Origin of the sequence: Cupriavidus alkaliphilus (assembly GCF_014191175.1) — a bacterium.
Lineage (GTDB): Bacteria > Pseudomonadota > Gammaproteobacteria > Burkholderiales > Burkholderiaceae > Cupriavidus > Cupriavidus alkaliphilus.
In genome coordinates this window covers 519,344-535,692 of sequence record NZ_JACHWE010000001.1, presented here as the reverse complement: position 1 = coordinate 535,692, position 16,349 = coordinate 519,344, and the positions used below count along the sequence as shown (strand labels likewise).

At 70.4% G+C, this 16,349-nt stretch carries 18 protein-coding genes; 11 read left to right on the top strand and 7 right to left on the bottom strand.

Going from position 1 to position 16,349, the window contains the following annotated elements:
- Window positions 1-63 precede the first annotated feature (63 nt).
- Together glyA and nrdR are read left to right on the top strand one after the other, a co-directional pair.
- Window positions 64-1,311 carry a serine hydroxymethyltransferase gene (gene glyA / locus FHX60_RS02580; RefSeq protein ID WP_092306910.1) on the top strand — a complete coding sequence of 416 codons (1,248 nt, stop codon included), beginning with the start codon at window positions 64-66 and terminating at the stop codon, window positions 1,309-1,311.
- Window positions 1,312-1,465: 154 nt separating this feature from the next.
- Window positions 1,466-1,930, top strand: coding sequence for a transcriptional regulator NrdR (nrdR, locus tag FHX60_RS02575; RefSeq protein ID WP_112774472.1), 465 nt, complete (start codon window positions 1,466-1,468; stop codon window positions 1,928-1,930).
- Between the two features lie 15 nt (window positions 1,931-1,945).
- Here the strand turns inward: nrdR and FHX60_RS02570 are convergent, their stop codons facing one another.
- From FHX60_RS02570 to FHX60_RS02545, 6 genes are read right to left on the bottom strand one after another with little or no spacing between them, the layout of a single operon-like run.
- Window positions 1,946-2,404 carry a type IV pilin protein gene (locus tag FHX60_RS02570; RefSeq protein WP_092306909.1) on the bottom strand — a complete coding sequence of 153 codons (459 nt, stop codon included), beginning with the start codon at window positions 2,402-2,404 and terminating at the stop codon, window positions 1,946-1,948.
- A 5-nt stretch (window positions 2,405-2,409) separates the two neighbouring features.
- On the bottom strand, window positions 2,410-5,784 hold the full coding sequence (locus FHX60_RS02565; protein ID WP_183282484.1) for a pilus assembly protein: 3,375 nt from the start codon (window positions 5,782-5,784) through the stop codon (window positions 2,410-2,412).
- The gene (locus FHX60_RS02560) at window positions 5,784-6,371 is read right to left on the bottom strand and encodes a pilus assembly PilX family protein (RefSeq protein ID WP_183282483.1); all 588 of its coding nucleotides are present in this window, start codon (window positions 6,369-6,371) and stop codon (window positions 5,784-5,786) included. Before FHX60_RS02560 ends, FHX60_RS02565 begins: the two co-directional genes overlap by 1 nt.
- Entirely contained in the window at window positions 6,368-7,111 is a 744-nt protein-coding gene (locus FHX60_RS02555; protein ID WP_183282482.1) for a PilW family protein, read from the bottom strand. Before FHX60_RS02555 ends, FHX60_RS02560 begins: the two co-directional genes overlap by 4 nt.
- Complete coding sequence (gene pilV, locus FHX60_RS02550) at window positions 7,108-7,671, bottom strand: type IV pilus modification protein PilV (RefSeq protein WP_260163361.1); 564 nt, start codon at window positions 7,669-7,671, stop codon at window positions 7,108-7,110. Before pilV ends, FHX60_RS02555 begins: the two co-directional genes overlap by 4 nt.
- Window positions 7,662-8,267: a GspH/FimT family pseudopilin gene (locus FHX60_RS02545; RefSeq protein ID WP_112774467.1), complete on the bottom strand. Its 606-nt coding sequence runs from the start codon at window positions 8,265-8,267 to the stop codon at window positions 7,662-7,664. Before FHX60_RS02545 ends, pilV begins: the two co-directional genes overlap by 10 nt.
- A gap of 525 nt (window positions 8,268-8,792) precedes the next feature.
- Between FHX60_RS02545 and FHX60_RS02540 the strand changes: the two genes are divergently transcribed.
- From FHX60_RS02540 to FHX60_RS02505, 8 genes are read left to right on the top strand one after another with little or no spacing between them, the layout of a single operon-like run.
- Entirely contained in the window at window positions 8,793-9,113 is a 321-nt protein-coding gene (locus FHX60_RS02540; protein ID WP_183282481.1) for a hypothetical protein, read from the top strand.
- Window positions 9,110-10,057 carry a PilW family protein gene (locus FHX60_RS02535; RefSeq protein WP_260163359.1) on the top strand — a complete coding sequence of 316 codons (948 nt, stop codon included), beginning with the start codon at window positions 9,110-9,112 and terminating at the stop codon, window positions 10,055-10,057. The genes FHX60_RS02540 and FHX60_RS02535 overlap by 4 nt, the downstream gene beginning before the upstream one ends.
- Window positions 10,051-10,644, top strand: coding sequence for a pilus assembly protein (locus FHX60_RS02530; RefSeq protein ID WP_183282479.1), 594 nt, complete (start codon window positions 10,051-10,053; stop codon window positions 10,642-10,644). Before FHX60_RS02535 ends, FHX60_RS02530 begins: the two co-directional genes overlap by 7 nt.
- The gene (locus FHX60_RS02525) at window positions 10,641-12,476 is read left to right on the top strand and encodes a pilus assembly protein (protein WP_183282478.1); all 1,836 of its coding nucleotides are present in this window, start codon (window positions 10,641-10,643) and stop codon (window positions 12,474-12,476) included. The genes FHX60_RS02530 and FHX60_RS02525 overlap by 4 nt, the downstream gene beginning before the upstream one ends.
- Entirely contained in the window at window positions 12,473-12,928 is a 456-nt protein-coding gene (locus tag FHX60_RS02520; RefSeq protein WP_183282477.1) for a type IV pilin protein, read from the top strand. The genes FHX60_RS02525 and FHX60_RS02520 overlap by 4 nt, the downstream gene beginning before the upstream one ends.
- Before the next feature lie 7 nt (window positions 12,929-12,935).
- Complete coding sequence (locus FHX60_RS02515; protein ID WP_183282476.1) at window positions 12,936-13,496, top strand: GspH/FimT family pseudopilin; 561 nt, start codon at window positions 12,936-12,938, stop codon at window positions 13,494-13,496.
- Window positions 13,497-13,547: 51 nt separating this feature from the next.
- Window positions 13,548-14,663 (top strand): bifunctional diaminohydroxyphosphoribosylaminopyrimidine deaminase/5-amino-6-(5-phosphoribosylamino)uracil reductase RibD, encoded by a 1,116-nt coding sequence (gene ribD, locus FHX60_RS02510; RefSeq protein WP_092306887.1) that lies wholly within the window; start codon window positions 13,548-13,550, stop codon window positions 14,661-14,663.
- A 58-nt stretch (window positions 14,664-14,721) separates the two neighbouring features.
- On the top strand, window positions 14,722-15,354 hold the full coding sequence (locus FHX60_RS02505) for a riboflavin synthase (RefSeq protein ID WP_183282475.1): 633 nt from the start codon (window positions 14,722-14,724) through the stop codon (window positions 15,352-15,354).
- Between the two features lie 9 nt (window positions 15,355-15,363).
- Here FHX60_RS02505 and FHX60_RS02500 read toward each other — a convergent pair whose 3' ends face one another.
- A complete protein-coding gene (locus FHX60_RS02500) occupies window positions 15,364-15,606 on the bottom strand; it encodes a hypothetical protein (protein ID WP_183282474.1) in 243 nt (80 codons plus the stop codon).
- A gap of 395 nt (window positions 15,607-16,001) precedes the next feature.
- Between FHX60_RS02500 and FHX60_RS02495 the strand changes: the two genes are divergently transcribed.
- A complete protein-coding gene (locus FHX60_RS02495) occupies window positions 16,002-16,292 on the top strand; it encodes a hypothetical protein (protein ID WP_183282473.1) in 291 nt (96 codons plus the stop codon).
- Window positions 16,293-16,349: the final 57 nt, after the last annotated feature.

Genomic DNA, 16,349 nt, shown 5'->3' with positions numbered 1-16,349 from the left:
TTCCCCGCGCGCCCTACCCCCGATGCCTGAATCGGATTCCCTTTTTTTCAGACGAGTTTCGCCATGTTCGAACGCAGCCGTTTTACGATCGACCAGATCGACCCCGAGGTCTTCGCCGCCATCCAGCAGGAAAACCAGCGCCAGGAAGACCACATCGAGCTGATCGCCTCCGAGAACTACACCTCGCCCGCGGTGATGGCCGCGCAGGGTTCGCAGCTGACCAACAAGTACGCCGAGGGCTATCCCGGCAAGCGCTACTACGGCGGTTGCGAGTACGTCGACATCGTCGAGCAGCTGGCCATTGACCGCGTCAAGCAGCTGTTCGGCGCCGAGGCCGCCAACGTGCAGCCCAACTCGGGCTCGCAGGCCAACCAGGGCGTGTACTTCGCCGTGCTCAAGCCGGGCGACACCATCATGGGCATGAGCCTGGCCGAAGGCGGCCACCTGACCCACGGCATGGCGCTGAACATGAGCGGCAAGTGGTTCAACGTGGTCAGCTACGGCCTCAACGCCCAGGAAGACATCGACTACGACGCGCTGGAAAAGCTGGCGCAAGAGAAGAAGCCCAAGCTGATCATCGCCGGCGCCTCGGCCTTCGCGCTGCGCATCGACTTCGAGCGCATCGGCCGCGTCGCCAAGTCGATCGGCGCCTACTTCATGGTCGACATGGCCCACTACGCCGGCCTGATCGCCGCGGGCGTCTACCCGAACCCGGTGCCGCACGCCGACTTCGTCACCACCACCACCCACAAGAGCCTGCGCGGCCCGCGCGGCGGCGTGATCCTGATGAAGGCCGAGCACGAGAAGGCGATCAACTCGTCGATCTTCCCCGGCATCCAGGGCGGCCCGCTGATGCACGTGATCGCCGGCAAGGCGGTGGCGTTCAAGGAAGCGCTGACCCCGGAGTTCAAGGAATACCAGCAGCAGGTGGTGAAGAACGCCGCGGTGCTGGCCGAGACCCTGATCGCGCGCGGCCTGCGCATCGTCTCGGGCCGTACCGAGAGCCACGTGATGCTGGTCGACCTGCGCGCCAAGAACATCACCGGCAAGGAAGCCGAGCGCATCCTGGGCGAGGCGCACCTGACCGTGAACAAGAACGCGATTCCGAATGACCCGGAAAAGCCGTTCGTCACCTCCGGCATCCGCGTCGGCTCGCCGGCCATGACCACGCGCGGCTTCAAGGAAGAAGAAGCCCGCATCGTCGGCAACCTGATCGCCGACGTGCTGGACAACCCGCACGACGCCGCCAACATCGCCGCGGTGCGCGAGCAGGTATCGGCCCTGACCAAGCGTTTCCCGGTCTACGGCTGACGCTGACAGGCCGCCCGCGCGCACGCGCATGGGCGGCCGGCAGCTCCGCGGTCCGCGCCACCCCCGGCGCGGGCCGCGGGTCTCGCCAACCCGCCCCGCCGCCGCAGAACGACAACACGGCAAGGCGATGGGGTTCAACTAAAGGTGGTCCGGCATGAAATGCCCCTTTTGCGGTCATTCCAATACCCAGGTTCTCGACACCCGCATGTCGGAAGACGGCGATGCCGTGCGCCGGCGCCGCCGCTGCGAAGCCTGCGACCGCCGCTTCACCACCTATGAGCGGATCGAGCTGTTCTTCCCCGCCATCGTCAAGAAAAACGGCTCGCGCGTGGACTACGCCCGCGCCAAGCTGAAGGATTCGATGCGCCTGGCGCTGCGCAAGCGCCCGGTCTCGGCCGAAGCCATCGACGAAGCCATCACCCGTATCGAAGAAAAGCTGCTGGCGCTGGGTGAAAAGGAAATCCCCAGCAGCCAGGTCGGCGAGCTGGTCATGCGCGAACTGCGCAAGCTCGACAAGATCGCCTATATCCGCTTTGCCTCGGTCTACCGCAGCTTTGAAGACGTGTCCGAATTCTCGGACGTGCTGGCGGAAGTCACCGCCGGCAGCGCCAAGCGCTGACGCCCGCGTTTTCCGCTACCAGCACTGCGCCGACGCCACGCCGGCGCGCATCCCCGTGTTCCCCTGCAATCCCAGTTGGTTGATGGTGTAGCTGCCGCAGTCGTCCCCTTGCTGCGCGCCGATCGGCGTCGCCGTCGCGGTATAGCTGGTGGCCGGGTTGCCCGCTGCCACCGTCAGCTGGTAATACGCCTGGCCGCCTGACTGGATCGCCACGGGAAACGCCGCGCCGGCGTAGCCCAGCGCCGCCGGCGTGCCGCCATACACGTTCTGCGTGCTGAACAACCGCTCCTGGCGCGCCGCAAGGTCGAGCAAGGCGGTCTTGGCGTCGGTGCGGCGCGACTTGCGCACATGTTCCGTGTAGGACGGATAGGCGATCGCGGCCAGCACCGCGATGATCGCCACCGTGATCATCAGCTCGATCAGCGTGAAGCCGGCGGCGGCACGCCGCGGCAGCGGGAAGGCAGGCAGGTTCATGGTCGTCAGCGCAAGCGTATCCAGTTGAGGCGGGCGCCGGCGCCATTGGCGCCGGGGTTGATCTGCGTGATGGCGCCGCTGCCGCCCACGGTCTGCTGCACCAGGTAGGGCCGCTTCTTCGCCGTCACCACCGACGGCGTGCCGGTGCCGCTCAGGCCGATGCCGCTGACGATGCCGTTGTTCAGCAGCGGGAAGGTGCTGCTGTTGGTGCTGCTGAAGAACGACTGCGCGGCCGCGCCGCCCGAGCCCATCGACACGCCCATGGTGAAGCCCGACGGCACTTCGGCATTGCACGACAGCGCCTGCGACAGCGCCGAACCGGGCGGGATGGTGGTGTTGACGATCACCATGCCGTACGCGATCACCGGGTTGTAGATCACCTGCTCGCGCGTGGCCGACGGCAGCGGCAGGTGCCAGCCGTACTTGTTGTTGCCGCTGGCGCAGGCGCTCGAGCCCTGCCAGCACAACTTGTTCGCGCTGACCGTGCGCACCGTCACCGTGCTGCCGGCCGCGCGCCCTTCGGCGGTGATCGACTGCTGTGTCAGGTTGGCGCTGGCCAGCGGCCGCGTGGCGCTGGCCAGCGACGCATAGCGGGCATGCGCGCCGGCCACCGCGTTCCACCCCGCCATGTCCCAGTCCCACACCCCATACAGCCCCTGCCCGCCCGGCTCGAACGCCGCTTCGCTGCCCTGCGTCTGCTCCAGCCGGCGGCCCGTGCCGAACGCCACCACCACGCGCGGCATCGCCGCGGCGCCGGTTCCGGTGCCGGGCACCGAGCCCACCGCCACCTTGGTGGAAATCGGCTTGCCGCCGGTCTGCATCAGCGGCCGGCTGCCGGCGTGCCAGTGGTCCGGATTGTCCGAGGTCAGGTCGAAGCGCCACAGGTTGCCGAACACGTCGCCGGCGTAGACATAGTCGGTGATGTGGTCGCCGTCGAGGTCGGCCGGCGTGACATAGGCAATGCCGTTGCGGCTGTTGGCGCCGGCCGGATCCTGCTGCGGCCCGTAGCCGGTGCCGAGATAGCGGAAGCTGCGCGCGCCGTCGGCCGGGTCGACCAGCATGATGAACAGGCCGGCCGAGCCGCTCTTGCTGCCCAGGCCGTTGCCGAACAGCACCGCCCACTGGCCGTTGTGCAGGCGGCGGATCACGGGCGTGCCATAGGTATTGCCGAGGTTGTCGCCGCACGCGGTATCGCCGGTGCACTGCAGCGTGTTGTTCCACTCGCCGATCACCGTGGCGCTGGCCGCCGCCGGGGTATCGCTGAAGCGCTCCGGATCGGTCACGTCGAGCGCGTAGAGCGCGCCGCCGGTCGCGGTCGCGCTCTTGCTGGCGAGCGGGCCGCCGCGGTTCGCGCCCGGCCCCAGCCCGCCGACCAGCCAGGTATGCCAGGCACCGCCGTAGTAAAGATCGCCAGTGCCGGGCGTGGCATCGACAAACAGGTTGTGCACGTATTGCGGCGAACTGTAGGCGAGCGCCGCATTGGTCGACTGGATGGTGTCGAGCACCGCGCCGGGCATGTACGCCAGCACCTCGCGGCCGTCGTTGGGCTTGCCGGCGTCGTTGCCGACGAAGGCGCCCGCCGCGTTGTAGTAGCCGGAGCGGAAGCCGTGCAGCAGTCCGTCGTTGGCGCCGACGTAGACCACGTTCAGCCGCTGCGCGCGCGCTTGCCGGAAGGCATCGTAGCTGCCGGCGGGCTCGGGCGGGCTGGCGCGCTTGTACAAGGCATCGGTCCACGGCCCGCTGTACGGCGATGACGGCGCGCCGACCCAGGCCGGGCTGGAATCGATGATGTCGCCCAGCAAGCCGGTGCGCTTGCGGAACAGCCCGGCACCGGCTGCGGTCAGTTCCTTGCTGCGGTCCCCGCGCAGGTAGTCGAGGCGGTCGCCGCTCGGCGCGGCATCGCCCGCGGTCAGCTTCGCCTTCTGCGCGGCGGGCAGGTTGGCGTCCCAGCGCAGCGGGATGCCGGTGCTGCCGCTCCAGGTCAGGATCTTGCGGCTGTCCGGCGCCTGCGCCACCACCGAGGTGCCGGTCGCCGCGCAGTGGCCGCCGGTCAGCGTGCAATGGGCATTCCAGTTGGCCACCGTGGCAATCGACACCGAATCGGTGGCGGGATCGTAGAGCAGGTTCTGCGCGCTCAGCTCGCCCCACCAGTTGGTCGGATGGTAGTAGGCCAGGTACACCTGCGAGCCCGCCTCGACCCGCGCCGACTGCTGCACGTTGGTGCCGGCCGAACTGCTGGACTGGCCCACCGGCTCGGCCTTGAAGCAGGTGATCTCGTGCACGTTGCTGCCGCCGCCGGTGCCGGCCGCGAAGCCGAAGCGCAGCGACGCCGGCACCGGCCCGTTGGAATGCGTGATGTCCTGGTCGGTGATCACCGGCGTGGCCGCGCCGCCGTTGTAGCTGTAGGACATGCTCAGCAGCCCGTTCTGCGTCAGCTTGAGCGAGTAGACGATGGGGATGCCCCTGGCGCGCGTCGGCCTCGACACTGCCTGCTGGTTGGCGATCTTGTCGGGCAGGTCGCTGATGCCGAGCATGCGGTAGTTGTAGGCCAGCCGCCGTCCCCTGACGTCGCCGCCGTCCTTGCCGCTGCTCCAGTCCTGCACATAGCCGCGCGCGCAGGTGTTCTGCACGGCCTGCGCGCGCTTGCCGGCGCTCAGGCTGTCGGGGTAATAGGCCGGATAGGCGGCGCGCAGCCCGGCCCAGTTGGTGTCGCCCGAGCCGCGCACGCTGATGCGGTTGGCCTGGAACGCAGGGCCCGAGTCGGTGTTGTCGGCCTTGTTGGAGAAGTTGCCGAACTCGTCGATGCCGATGCCGATATAGCCCCCGGCCACGCCGTCGTACGCGGCATTGACGTTGGAGCAGCTGTAGCCAAGGCTGCCGCCCAGCCCGCCCACGGTCGGGCTCTTGCTGCCGTCGGCCAGGTAGAAGCTGATGCCGTCGGCGCCGGTGCCGCGCAGGTTGTCGCCGCCGTAGGTGACGGTGGAGAACGTAACCTGCAGCCCTTCCTGCATGCCGAAGGTGAACCGGGACACCACCGCGCCGGTCTGGTTGTCGCCGTTCGCGCCCTCGGCCGTGTCGCCGTTGGTCAGCCGCAGCGCGCCGTAGCCTGGTGCGTCCGGCACGCTGCCGCTGGCGCCCCCGACCAGCTTCGAGTTGCGGTCCCGGTAGTAGGTGAAGCTGGACGTGGCGCAGCCCGGAATCGAGCCGGTGCCGTTGCCTGCGGTCAGGCACGCGCCATTCAGCGCCACCCAGTCGTAAGAGGACGATGCCCCGTTGAGGTTGTCCTGGATCACCAGCGCATGCGCCTGGCCCGCCAGCAGCGCGTTGACGACGGCGCTTACGGCGGCGGCAATGCCGGCGAGGCGTGGAGGTTGGCTCATCACTCTTTCCCGAGGTCCTTGGTGCCCGCGCCAAGCTGGTAGGTGCTCTGCACCACCGCGGCGGTGCCGTCGCTGCCGCCGTAGCCGGCGCCGGTCACGCGGAACAGCATCGACAGGCCACCCGGCGACAGGCCCAGATAGTGGATGTAGAGGCTGGGCGCGCGTGCGTAGTTGATGTCGGTGCCGTTCAGGCCGCCGGGGCTGTCGGCCGTCGCAAGGCGCATCGACGGCGGCAGATAGTCGGCCCGCGCCGGCGTCCACGGCAGGCTGGCCGGGTCTGCCAGCGCGTTGGCGCAGACCTGCAGGTTGGCCGGGTCGTTGGCGTCGATCACGGTGTTGCAGGCGGCGCCGGCGGAACCGTTGCCCCGCCCCAGCCACCATTCGCCGTACTGCAGCGCGCCCTGCGCGGCCTCGAACGCGCGCTGCTTCTCGCGGGTGTTGCCGGCGATCTTTTCCTGCAGGCCGAAGCCGCGGAACATCGTCACCGACAGCAGCGACAGGATCAGCAGGAACAGCAGGCCGATGATCAGGACATAGCCGCGCGGCGCGGCGCCGGCGCGGAAACGGGCTGGCTGGGCGCGTGTCATGGGCGGTTCATCAGGCTGATGGTCTGGGTCCAGCCGAGCGTGGCCGGCTGGCCGGGCTGACCGGCAAAGGGATTGGCAAAGGTCAGCGTCACGCGCGCGCTGCGCACCTGGCCCCACAGCGCGCCGGCGGTGACCGCGCTGGCGCTTAGGTAGGTGTCGACGTTGCCGCCGTTGCTGGTGTCGGTGCCGTAGCGCACCCGCAGCGCGGTGATGCCGCCGGCCAGCGGCACCGGCGCGCCGCCGTTGACCGCGCAGGTCAGCTCGTTGGCGGCATTGACCGCAAAGGTGTTGAGGTAGGCGACATTGGCGCCCGAGGCATTGGCCGCACCCTGGCAGTTCATGATGCCGTCGCCGCTGGCGGTGACAAAGCGCGCCGTCAGCGTATCGCTCGCACCGTCCGCGCCGGACTGCCCGACGAGGGCCTGCCCCGCGGCGAAATCGCCAAAGGCGCCGCCCGCCAGCGCCGGCAGGGCATCCGCCGCGACCTGGTTCAGCGGATCGGGGAAATACCCCGCCGACTGCACCGTGTTGGCCAGCATCGTCATCACCAGGCGCTCGCTGTCCTGCAGCGCGGCCAGCCGCTCCTGGTCGCGCACGGTGCCGCGCAGGTTGAGGAACACCGTCATCAGCGCCGCCAGCATGAACAGCGCGATCACCATGGCCACCAGCACCTCGACCAGCGAGACACCGGCCTGCGTGCGGCAATGCCATCCGTGCGCAATTCCAGGTCTGGATCTCATGGCTGGACGTGCAGGGTCAGGCTTTGCGTGGCGGCCATGGCCGAGGTCTGCGCCGCGGTGGTCTGGTTGTAGGCCAGGTAGTGCTCGCTCCAGGAGGCAGTCAGGCTGCAGCGGATCGGGCGGCTGATGTCGTTGCTGCAGTTGACCGTGGCCGCGTAGGTGGGAAAGTGCGCCGCCATATCCGCCGCCCAGTGCTGCACGTCGTAGGCGGCCATCTGGATCGGGGTGCAGGCCACGCTGGCGCAGTCCGGCGCGGCGGCGCTGAGCGCGCCGGTGCTGTCGGTCACCGTCGCGCCGGCCACGGTGAACGTCTGCGGCGCCGTGCCGGCCGCCCAGAAGCCGCGGTTGCCGTGCATCGCCGCGGCCAGGCTTTCCAGTTGCAGCGCCACCAGCGAACGCCCGCGCGCAATCTGCGTATTGGCCAGCGCCGCCGCCTGCATCTTGGCCAGGCCGAGCAGCCCCACCGAGGTGATGACCAGCGTGATCAGCACCTCGATCAGCGAGAGTCCGCTCGCCATGCGGCGCCGGCGCAGGCTGCCGTTCCGTCCGGTCACTGGCATGCGCCCTCCCCGACGCGCTGGATGGTCTGGCGGCCCGCAATATTGATGGCGATGCAGCGCGTGGCGTCGGCGGCCACCGGGCTGGTGCGCAAGGTCATCGTCAGCGCGCCGCCGGGCAGCACGGCGAAGCCATCGCGGTTATAGGTCAGGAAGGCCGCGCCGGCCGGCGTGGTGAAGGTGTCGGTGGCGGACCAGCCGGCGCGGTAGTGCAGCACCTCGTCGGCCGGCGGCGCCGCGTCCACCGTTCCCGACCCATTGCGGTCGACGAACGCGATCCAGCCGCGCGCCCAGTTGCCGGCGCCCAGGCAGGCGGTGCCATTGCCGGACGGGCACACGCTGACCGGCAAGCCGCGCTTGATGGCCTCGCTGCGCGCGAGCTGCAGGGTGCCGACCATCGACTGGATCTCGCTGTCGACGCGGCTGGTGCGCAGCAGCGAGACGAACGAAGGCGTGCCGATCGCCGCGAGGATCGCCACCATCACCACCACCGCCATCAACTCGACCAGCGTCAGCCCGCGGCAGCGCCGGCGCAACCGGCCCGGGCCGGCGCCAGCGCCGCTGCGAGCCACGCGCACAGGCATGCCCGGACCGGGCATGGCCACATCGTGGTGAAGGCGGGGAGGCGCGGTATCGCGAACGCGAACCGTCGCCGGCATGTCAGCGCGCGGGCAGAGGTGCCGCCGCCGATGGACAAGGAACTGCCAGGATGACCCGATGCATGTTGACCCCCGATAAATGGCTTTGTTATCTGGGCAAGGCATTCCGCTCTGACGGCGGAAAGGCCAGCCCGCACCCGAAAATTCTTGTTCTATGCCTCGCGGCCGGCTAAGGGGCCGGCAGCGTGATGCCGCGAATCGCCAATCGAATAGCGGAATCGTTACGACTTTGCAACACCCGCGATAGTGGGGAATTTGACAATTCCTGTCAATTGCATCGCGCAGCCTTTGATGGCGAGCCGGCAAGGCGTTGGGCCGCCGCAACTGACCGCGGGCATCCGTCATGACCGCGGCCGGCATGCCCGCGCTTAACACAATGGTGCGGATCTTCCCGCTTTACGTTTCGGCACGTTCGCGGCCGTGGCGGCTCGCTAATCTTGGCCCGTCGCCTTCACAGCCCGTGCCATGCCCTCATCTGCCATCCCGCGCCGGACACCGCCGCCCGCCACCCCGCAACCCAGGCTCCAGCGCGCCTACGCGCTGATCGAAGCGCTCGGCGCCCTGTCGATCGTCCTTGCCGGACTGCTGCCGATGGCGGTGGCCGGCACCACCGGACTGGGCTGGCTGCGCCAGCTGGAGCGCCTGGCGCAGGCCACGCGCAGCGCGGCCGACGATGCCGAGCTGGGCCGCTGCACGGCACCCCTGGGCACCGCGGTCGCCGCCATCGTGCCGATGCCGGATGCCGGCGATTGCCTGCCGGCCGGGGCAACATGGGGGCGCCCATGAGCGGGCTCATTCACGCGCGCCGCGCACGGACCGGCCCGCGCGGCTTCTCGCTGGTCGAACTGATGGTCGGCATGACGCTAGGCCTGATCGCCTCTGCCGCGGCCGGCGCGGCCTTCCTGAACGCGCACGCGGCCTATCTCGCCGCCACCGACCGCGTGCTGATCGAGGAACGCGGCCAGCGCGCGCTGGCCATTCTGTCCACGCTGCTGCGCCAGTCCGGCTGGCCGGGCGAGCCCGCGTCCGGCATGGCCGGCACCGACCTGCCGGTGGTCAGCGGCGCGGACAATTGTGGCCAACCCGCCGTGGCCGCCGTACCTGCCTGCGGCCGGGCTGCGCTCGGCCAAAGCGACGCCCTGCTGGTGCGCTTCAGCGGCAGCGGCCTGCCCGCCGCGCCGGCGCAGCCGGACGACACCATGACCGATTGCAGCGGCTATCCGGTCGCGGCAAGTACGGCGGGCGTGGCGGCGGCCGCGCCAACCGCCGGCTATGTCGCCGCGAACCTGCTCTATGTGGCGGCTGGCGCCGACGGCGTGCCGCAACTGCTATGCCGTTACCCGGCCCGCCGCAATGGCCTCATCGACGGCAGCGGCTGGACCTCGGGCGCGCTGGTGCGCGGCGTGGAATCTCTCCAATTGCGTTATGGCGTCGATATGGACCAGGACGGCCGTCCCGAGCGCTTCGAGACGGCATCGGCGATCCCCGCGCTGGGCGAATCCGCCTGGCAACGCGTGGTGGCGGTCCAGATCGCCATCGCCGTGCGTGGCGACCGGCCGGGTTCGGCCACGCCAGTCCGGCGCAGCGGTGCGGACACGCTGGCGCTGCCCGGCACCGCGGCGGCGGACCTGCCGCCCGCTGCACCGGCGCAGGCCGGCACCGCCCGCCGCGTGTTCGCCGCCACGGTGCGGCTGCGCAATGCGCCACGCTGCCAGGAGACGCTGTGCTAGCGCGCCGCCTGCCACGTCCATGCCAGGCCGGCGCCGTCACGCTGCTGCTGTGCGGCACCCTGCTGCTGATGGTGGTGCTGATCGCGGCCGCCACGCTGCAGATGCTGCTGTCCGGGCGACAGCTTGCCGTCATGCTGCGCGAGCGCGAACTCGCGTTCCGCGCCGCCGAGGCAGCCCTGCGCGATGGCGAGGCCGAGCTGCTGGCGGCCGCGGCATCGCCGGACACCCAGGACCGCCTGGGCCTGTGGCCGGCGCCGGGTCGCTGCGGCAGCGGCCAGCAGGCCGGCCTGTGCCGCCCCGCACTGGCCGGGCCGCCGGTGTGGCAGCCGTGGCTGCGGGCCGATGCCGAGGTCGACGCCATCGGCGTGCCGCTGGGGCGATTTACCGGCGCTGCGCTCCCGGCCGACGCAGCCGTACAGGAGCCGCCGCGCTATGTCGCGGAAATCCTGGACGAAGCGCCGGCCGGCCAAGGCGCGCCGGACCCCGCCTCCGCGCTCGCCTCCCCGCCGCGGATGCGGGTGACCGCGGTCGGCTTCGGCCGCAATCGCGCCGTGCGTGCCCTGTTGCAAAGCGTAATTCAGCCATGATCCGTCTAGCCGCCCGCTGCGCCCTCGCGTGCCTTGTCTTCGTCCTGGCCGCGGCCTGCCATGCGGCCGGTTCCGAAGCGGGCCGGCTGCCGCTGGCCTACCGGACCGCGAATGGCGCCTATCCGTGGACCGGGCGCTTGTTCGCCATCGGCTGGCAAGACCTGACGCAGGCGCCCTCGCCGGACCTGTGGGAGGCCGGCGATCGTCTCGATCGCCGGACCGTGCCGTCGCGACGGATCCTCACGTTTGCGGCACCGGACGGCGAGACGGCGCGCACCATTCCGCTGCAGTGGGATGCTGCAACCGAGGCCCTTCACACTGGCGACAGCGCCGCGGTGGACTGGCTGCGCGGGGACCAGACCCGCGCGGGCCTGCGCCCGCGGGATACGCGCCTGGGCAATGCGGCAGGCGCACGGGTGCGGGTGGTGGCGCCGCCGGCCTGGTCGCCCGGCAAAGCCGGCCACGCCGGGTTTCGCCTGCGCTACGGCCTGCGCCCGCACGTGGCCTGGCAGGGCACCGTCGACGGCCTGCTGCACGCGTTCGATGCCGCGACCGGCGAGGAGCGTGCCGCTTACCTGCCGGGCGCGCTGCTGCCTTATGCCCTGGCCATGCCGGCCCCGGGCACGCCGACGCTGCCGCCGCCATGCCCGCGCCCGGAAACGCAGGACGTCACCCTCCGCGGCGAATGGCGCACGGTGCTGCTATGCGGCATCCCGGCCAATGCCGCGGCCGGCAACCCCGCCGCAGCCTTCGCGCTCGACGTCACCGAGCCCGACGGACAGATGCCGTTCGTGCCGATCTGGGAGATCGCCGCGACCGACGCCCTGCCACTGGCCGGGCGCGGGCCGGTTCGCGCCGCCGGCATCCGTGGCCCGGACGGGTTGCGCTGGTTCGCGCTGGGGATCGTCGATGCAAGCGCCAATGACGAGGCGGGCGTTGGCCGCGCCGGACTGGCGCTGCTGCCGCTGGACAAGCCCGCCAGCGCCGCATGGGCCGGCCAGTACGCCATCCGCACCTTGCCCTTGCCGGAGCGCGATTGCCTCGGCGGCCCCGCGGCCAGCCGACTCGTGGCAGTCAGCGTGCTGTCCGATCTCACCGGTGCCGCGCTCGCTGCCTACGCCACCGACGATGCCGGCCAGCTCTGGCGCTTTGCGCTCGCCGACGCCCCGCAGGCCGGTGCAAGCCCTGCCTCGGCGTGCCTGTACCGGATCCAGGTGAGCGCGCAACCGGCCAGGGAAGAAGCACCCGTATTGATCGGATCCCCAACCGCGCCCGTGGTGATCTACGGCGCCGGCAACGAACTGGCCGCGGTGCCCGATGGCCTGGCTTCACGCAGCGTCACGGCGCGCGCGCCTCGACAGGTCACCACCCAGGCGGAGGACAACGGCCACATCCTGAGCGCGCCCCCCGGCGGCGCGCAGGATCTCGGCTGGCGCCTGAGCTTGCCCCATGCCGGCGAACAGCTGGTCGAGATCGAGCCGGTCTACCCCGGCTACCTGCTGTTCGTGACCCGCACGCCCGATGGCGCGCAACGCAGCTACCTGGTGCTGGCGGCGACCGGGGAATCCGTCGTGCAGCGCAGCGCCGGCGAGCGCCTGCTGGTCGCCACCGGCCAGTTGCTGCCGCCCGGCGCCAGCGTATTCGCGACCCGCACCGAATTGCCGAGCACGCCCGCGCAACCGGGCGGCGCCGGGCGCCAGGCTTTTACCCTCTCGGTGTGGTCGGCCACGGGCAACGCCGTCACACAGATCGCGCAAACGCTAGCCACGCGACGCACCGGACGCCTGCGCTGGCGCGAGATCGTCGGCCCGGCCAGGGAAGAGGCGCCATGACGAGCCTGGCATCGGCCTGCCGGCGCAAGCGCGGCTTCAGCCTGATCGAGCTGGTGGCGGCGCTGGCCGTGCTGGCCATCCTCGCGGCCATTGCCGTGCCCGCATGGCACCGCCACCTGGCGCGAGGCTGGCGCGCGCAGGCCCGCGCCGCGCTGACCGGCGCGATGCTGCAGCTGGAGCGGCATGCGCTCGAGGCCGTGACCTTTGCCGCCGCACCAGGCACCGACATGGTTGCCGGCGAGTGGCCGCTGCGCGTGCCAGCCGATGGCCCGGTGCGCCATCTGGTAAGCGCCGGCGCTTGCCCGCAAGCCGGGCTCGATGCCTGTGTCGAACTCCGTGCGGTGCCGCAAGCCGCGGATCCCGAATGCGGAACGCTGATCCTGCGCAGCACCGGCCAGTGGCTGGCGCTGCCCGACGGCGCGGTGCCGCGGCCGTTGCCACCCCATTGCTGAGGCGCGGATGGACATACCATGGGATGCCGGCAGGCATCGACGCGCGGGAGGACTGACGCTGGTCGAACTGGTCGCCGGCCTGGTCATTCTCGGCGTGTTCACGGCCGCGGCCTTTCCGCTGTTCAGCGGCATGCTTGCGCGCCAGCAGGTCACGCTGGCGGCCGACCGGCTGGCGATGTCGCTGGCGCTGGCACGCGCCACCGCGCTGTCGCGCCGCGTCGAGGTGACGCTGCAGCCGCTGCCGGGCGAGGCCACGCTGAGTCCGGGCTGGCAACTGGTGACGGCCGGCGCCGGCCCGGACCAGCCGGTAGTGCTGTCCGTGGTCGAGCCCGGCATGCCGTGCCTGTCCGTGACGCTGCGGCAAACCGTGCGCGGCGCCAATGTGCTGAAATTCCTGCCTGTGGGATACTCTCGTTCTGAGCAGGGCGGTTTCCAGGCCGCCACCTTCACGCTTGGCTGCCGTAGCGAGCAGCGGCAAGTCAGGCTGGGCGCGCAGGGACGTATCCGACTCTGCACACCCGGCCGCGACGCTGACTGCGAGGCGGCGGAATCCTCCGAACCGCCATGACCTGGCAGCCCTGCCACCTAATCGCAGCGCCAAGGCCCACCCGATCGCCGAATGTTTTCCGATACCGACCACGCCGCCATGCAGCAGGCGCTCGCGCTCGCCGCGCGGGGCATGTTCAACACCACGCCCAATCCGCGCGTCGGCTGCGTGCTGATCAAGGATGGCCAGGTCATCGGGCAGGGCTTCACCCAGCCGGCCGGGCAAGACCATGCCGAGATCCAGGCGATGAAAGACGCGCTGTCGCGCGGGCTCGATCCGGCCGGCGCCACTGCCTATGTCACGCTGGAGCCGTGCAGCCATTTCGGCCGCACCCCGCCCTGCGCCGATGCGCTGGTGCGCGCCGGCGTGGCGCGCGTGGTGGCGGCGATGGAAGACCCCAATCCGTCGGTCTCCGGGCGCGGCCTGCAGCGCCTGCGCGATGCCGGCATCGACGTGCGCTGCGGCCTGCTGGAAAAAGAGGCGCGCGACCTGAATATCGGCTTTGTCTCGCGCATGACGCGCGGGCTGCCGTGGGTGCGCGTCAAGGTGGCGGCGTCGATGGACGGCGGCACGGCGCTGCATGACGGCACCAGCCAGTGGATCACCGGCCAGGCCGCGCGCGACGACGGGCACGCCTGGCGCGCCCGCGCCTGCGCCATCCTGACCGGCATCGGCACCGTGCGCGACGACAATCCCGCGCTGACGGTGCGTGCCATCGCCACGCCGCGCCAGCCGCAGCGGGTGCTGGTCGATTCCCGCCTCGAAGTGCCGCTCGACGCGCAGATCCTGACGCCGGATACCGGCGAGTTCGCCCAGCCCGTGCTGGTGTTCTGCGCGGTGGAAGACCGTCAGCGCCAGCGCGCGCTGGAAGGCCGCGGCGCCGAAGTCGTGGTGCTGCCGAACCCGCACGGCAAGGTCGAGTTGCGCCGCATGCTGGAAGAACTCGGCCGGCGCGGCATCAACGAATTGCACGTCGAGGCGGGCTTCAAGCTCAACGGTTCGCTGGTGCGCGAGCACTGCGCCGACGAACTGCTGATCTACCTCGCGCCCAAGTTGCTCGGCGATGCCCAGGGCATGTTCAACCTGCCGCCGCTGGCGCGGCTGCAGGATGCCGAGCAGTTCCACTGGCATGAAGTCCGGCAGATCGGCGACGACCTGCGGCTGATCGCCCGGCGCAACGATGCGTAGCGCTGGAACGCCGGCAGCTTATTCGAGATTCCCAAAACCTCAAGCACAAGACTCCACCATGTTTACTGGCATTGTCGCGGCGGTCGGCCGCATTGAATCCGTGACCCCGCTCGCCACCGCAGCCGAGGCCGCCGACGCCGGCGTGCGCCTGCGCATCGCGGCGGGCGGGCTGGACCTGTCGGATGTCATCATCGGCGACAGCATCGCCATCCAGGGCGCCTGCATGACCGTGATCGCCATGGCGCCCGACACGTTCGACGTCGAGGTCTCGCGCGAATCGCTGGACAAGACCGTGGGGCTCGACCGCCCCGGCCGCGTCAACCTGGAAAAAGCGCTGCGGCTGGCCGACCGGCTCGGCGGCCACCTGGTGTCGGGGCACGTCGATGGCCTGGGCGAAGTGGTGCATTTCGCCCCGGTGGGCGAGTCGCACGAGCTGCGCATCCGCGCCCCGCGCGAGCTGGCGCGCTACCTGGCCTACAAGGGCTCGGTGGTGGTCAACGGCGTGTCGCTGACCGTCAACCGCGTCACCGACGAGGCCGACGGTTGCGTGTTCTCGATCAACCTGATCCCGCACACCGTCGAAGTGACCACGCTGCAGGAGCTCAAGCCCGGTGCGCGCGTCAACCTGGAGATCGACCTGATCGCCCGTTACGTGGAACGGATGCTGTCGACCGCCCAGGCCGCCGCGTAAAACCCGCGGCTACTTGCCCTCATCGGGCACGTTGTAAGACTGGCGCAGCTGGTCGGTGAAGGGGCGCAGCGCTGCCACGCACGCGGCGCTGTCGCCGCCTTCCATGGTCGACAGGCTCCAGTTGCAGCCGCTGGCATCCGGCTCATGCCAGACGATATCGCCAAAGCAGGTACCCTCGCACGCGGGCATCTTCGCCTGCTCCGCCCGGACCATCGCACGCAGTTCGGCCTTGTTCTTGATCTGTCTCGGCATGGCTGTCTCCCTGAGTTTGTGCGCAATGAGTATGCAAAGCTTGCGGACGCGATCGGACCGGGCCGGATCGGCAGTCCGGCGGGAACTTCCGCCTCGCCACTGGCGCAGCTTACGCTGCCGCCGCGCGTTCGTGGCGGATTTCTCGCCGCCATGCCCGATGTTGTAAGTGAACTGGGATTGACGGCCTGGCGCGCCTAGAATCAAAGGGCTGTGCGCAGGACATGTCTGACCCTCGGCGCACCCACGCATTCCAGCTTCCCTCGCCTACGCCTCACCGGACGCTGCCCTGCCGGCCAACGCGTCCTGTTCACCGGCGTTTCCCTGCATCCGCCACACCGTGCGCAAGCGCCGTGGCCGCTGTGCCGCCTTCGGCCCGGCATTCAAGAGGACATCACATGAGCGCGCCAGCTTCCCGAATCACTTACCGCTGGGTTGCCGCCACGCCGCGGTGGCAGCCGCCTCGCCATGCCGCGCAGGTGCCGCATCGCATGGGCCTGCTGCGGCTCAGTTCAACGCCACTGCGGCGCGCCGTCACGCTGCTGATCGACTGGGATCGCGCCGTCGGCGACGGCTGGCCGCGCCTGCAGCCGCCGTCACGACCGTTGTTCATGCGCTTCAGGCCATTCACGCGAGCCGGCGCGCGACGCTATGCCGGCTTTCCGTGGTGCCATGGCCGGCCTGCCTGAAGGGGCTGCGGCGTATCGCCGTTTCACCGTCTCTCACGCGCCGGCACGGCGCCAACC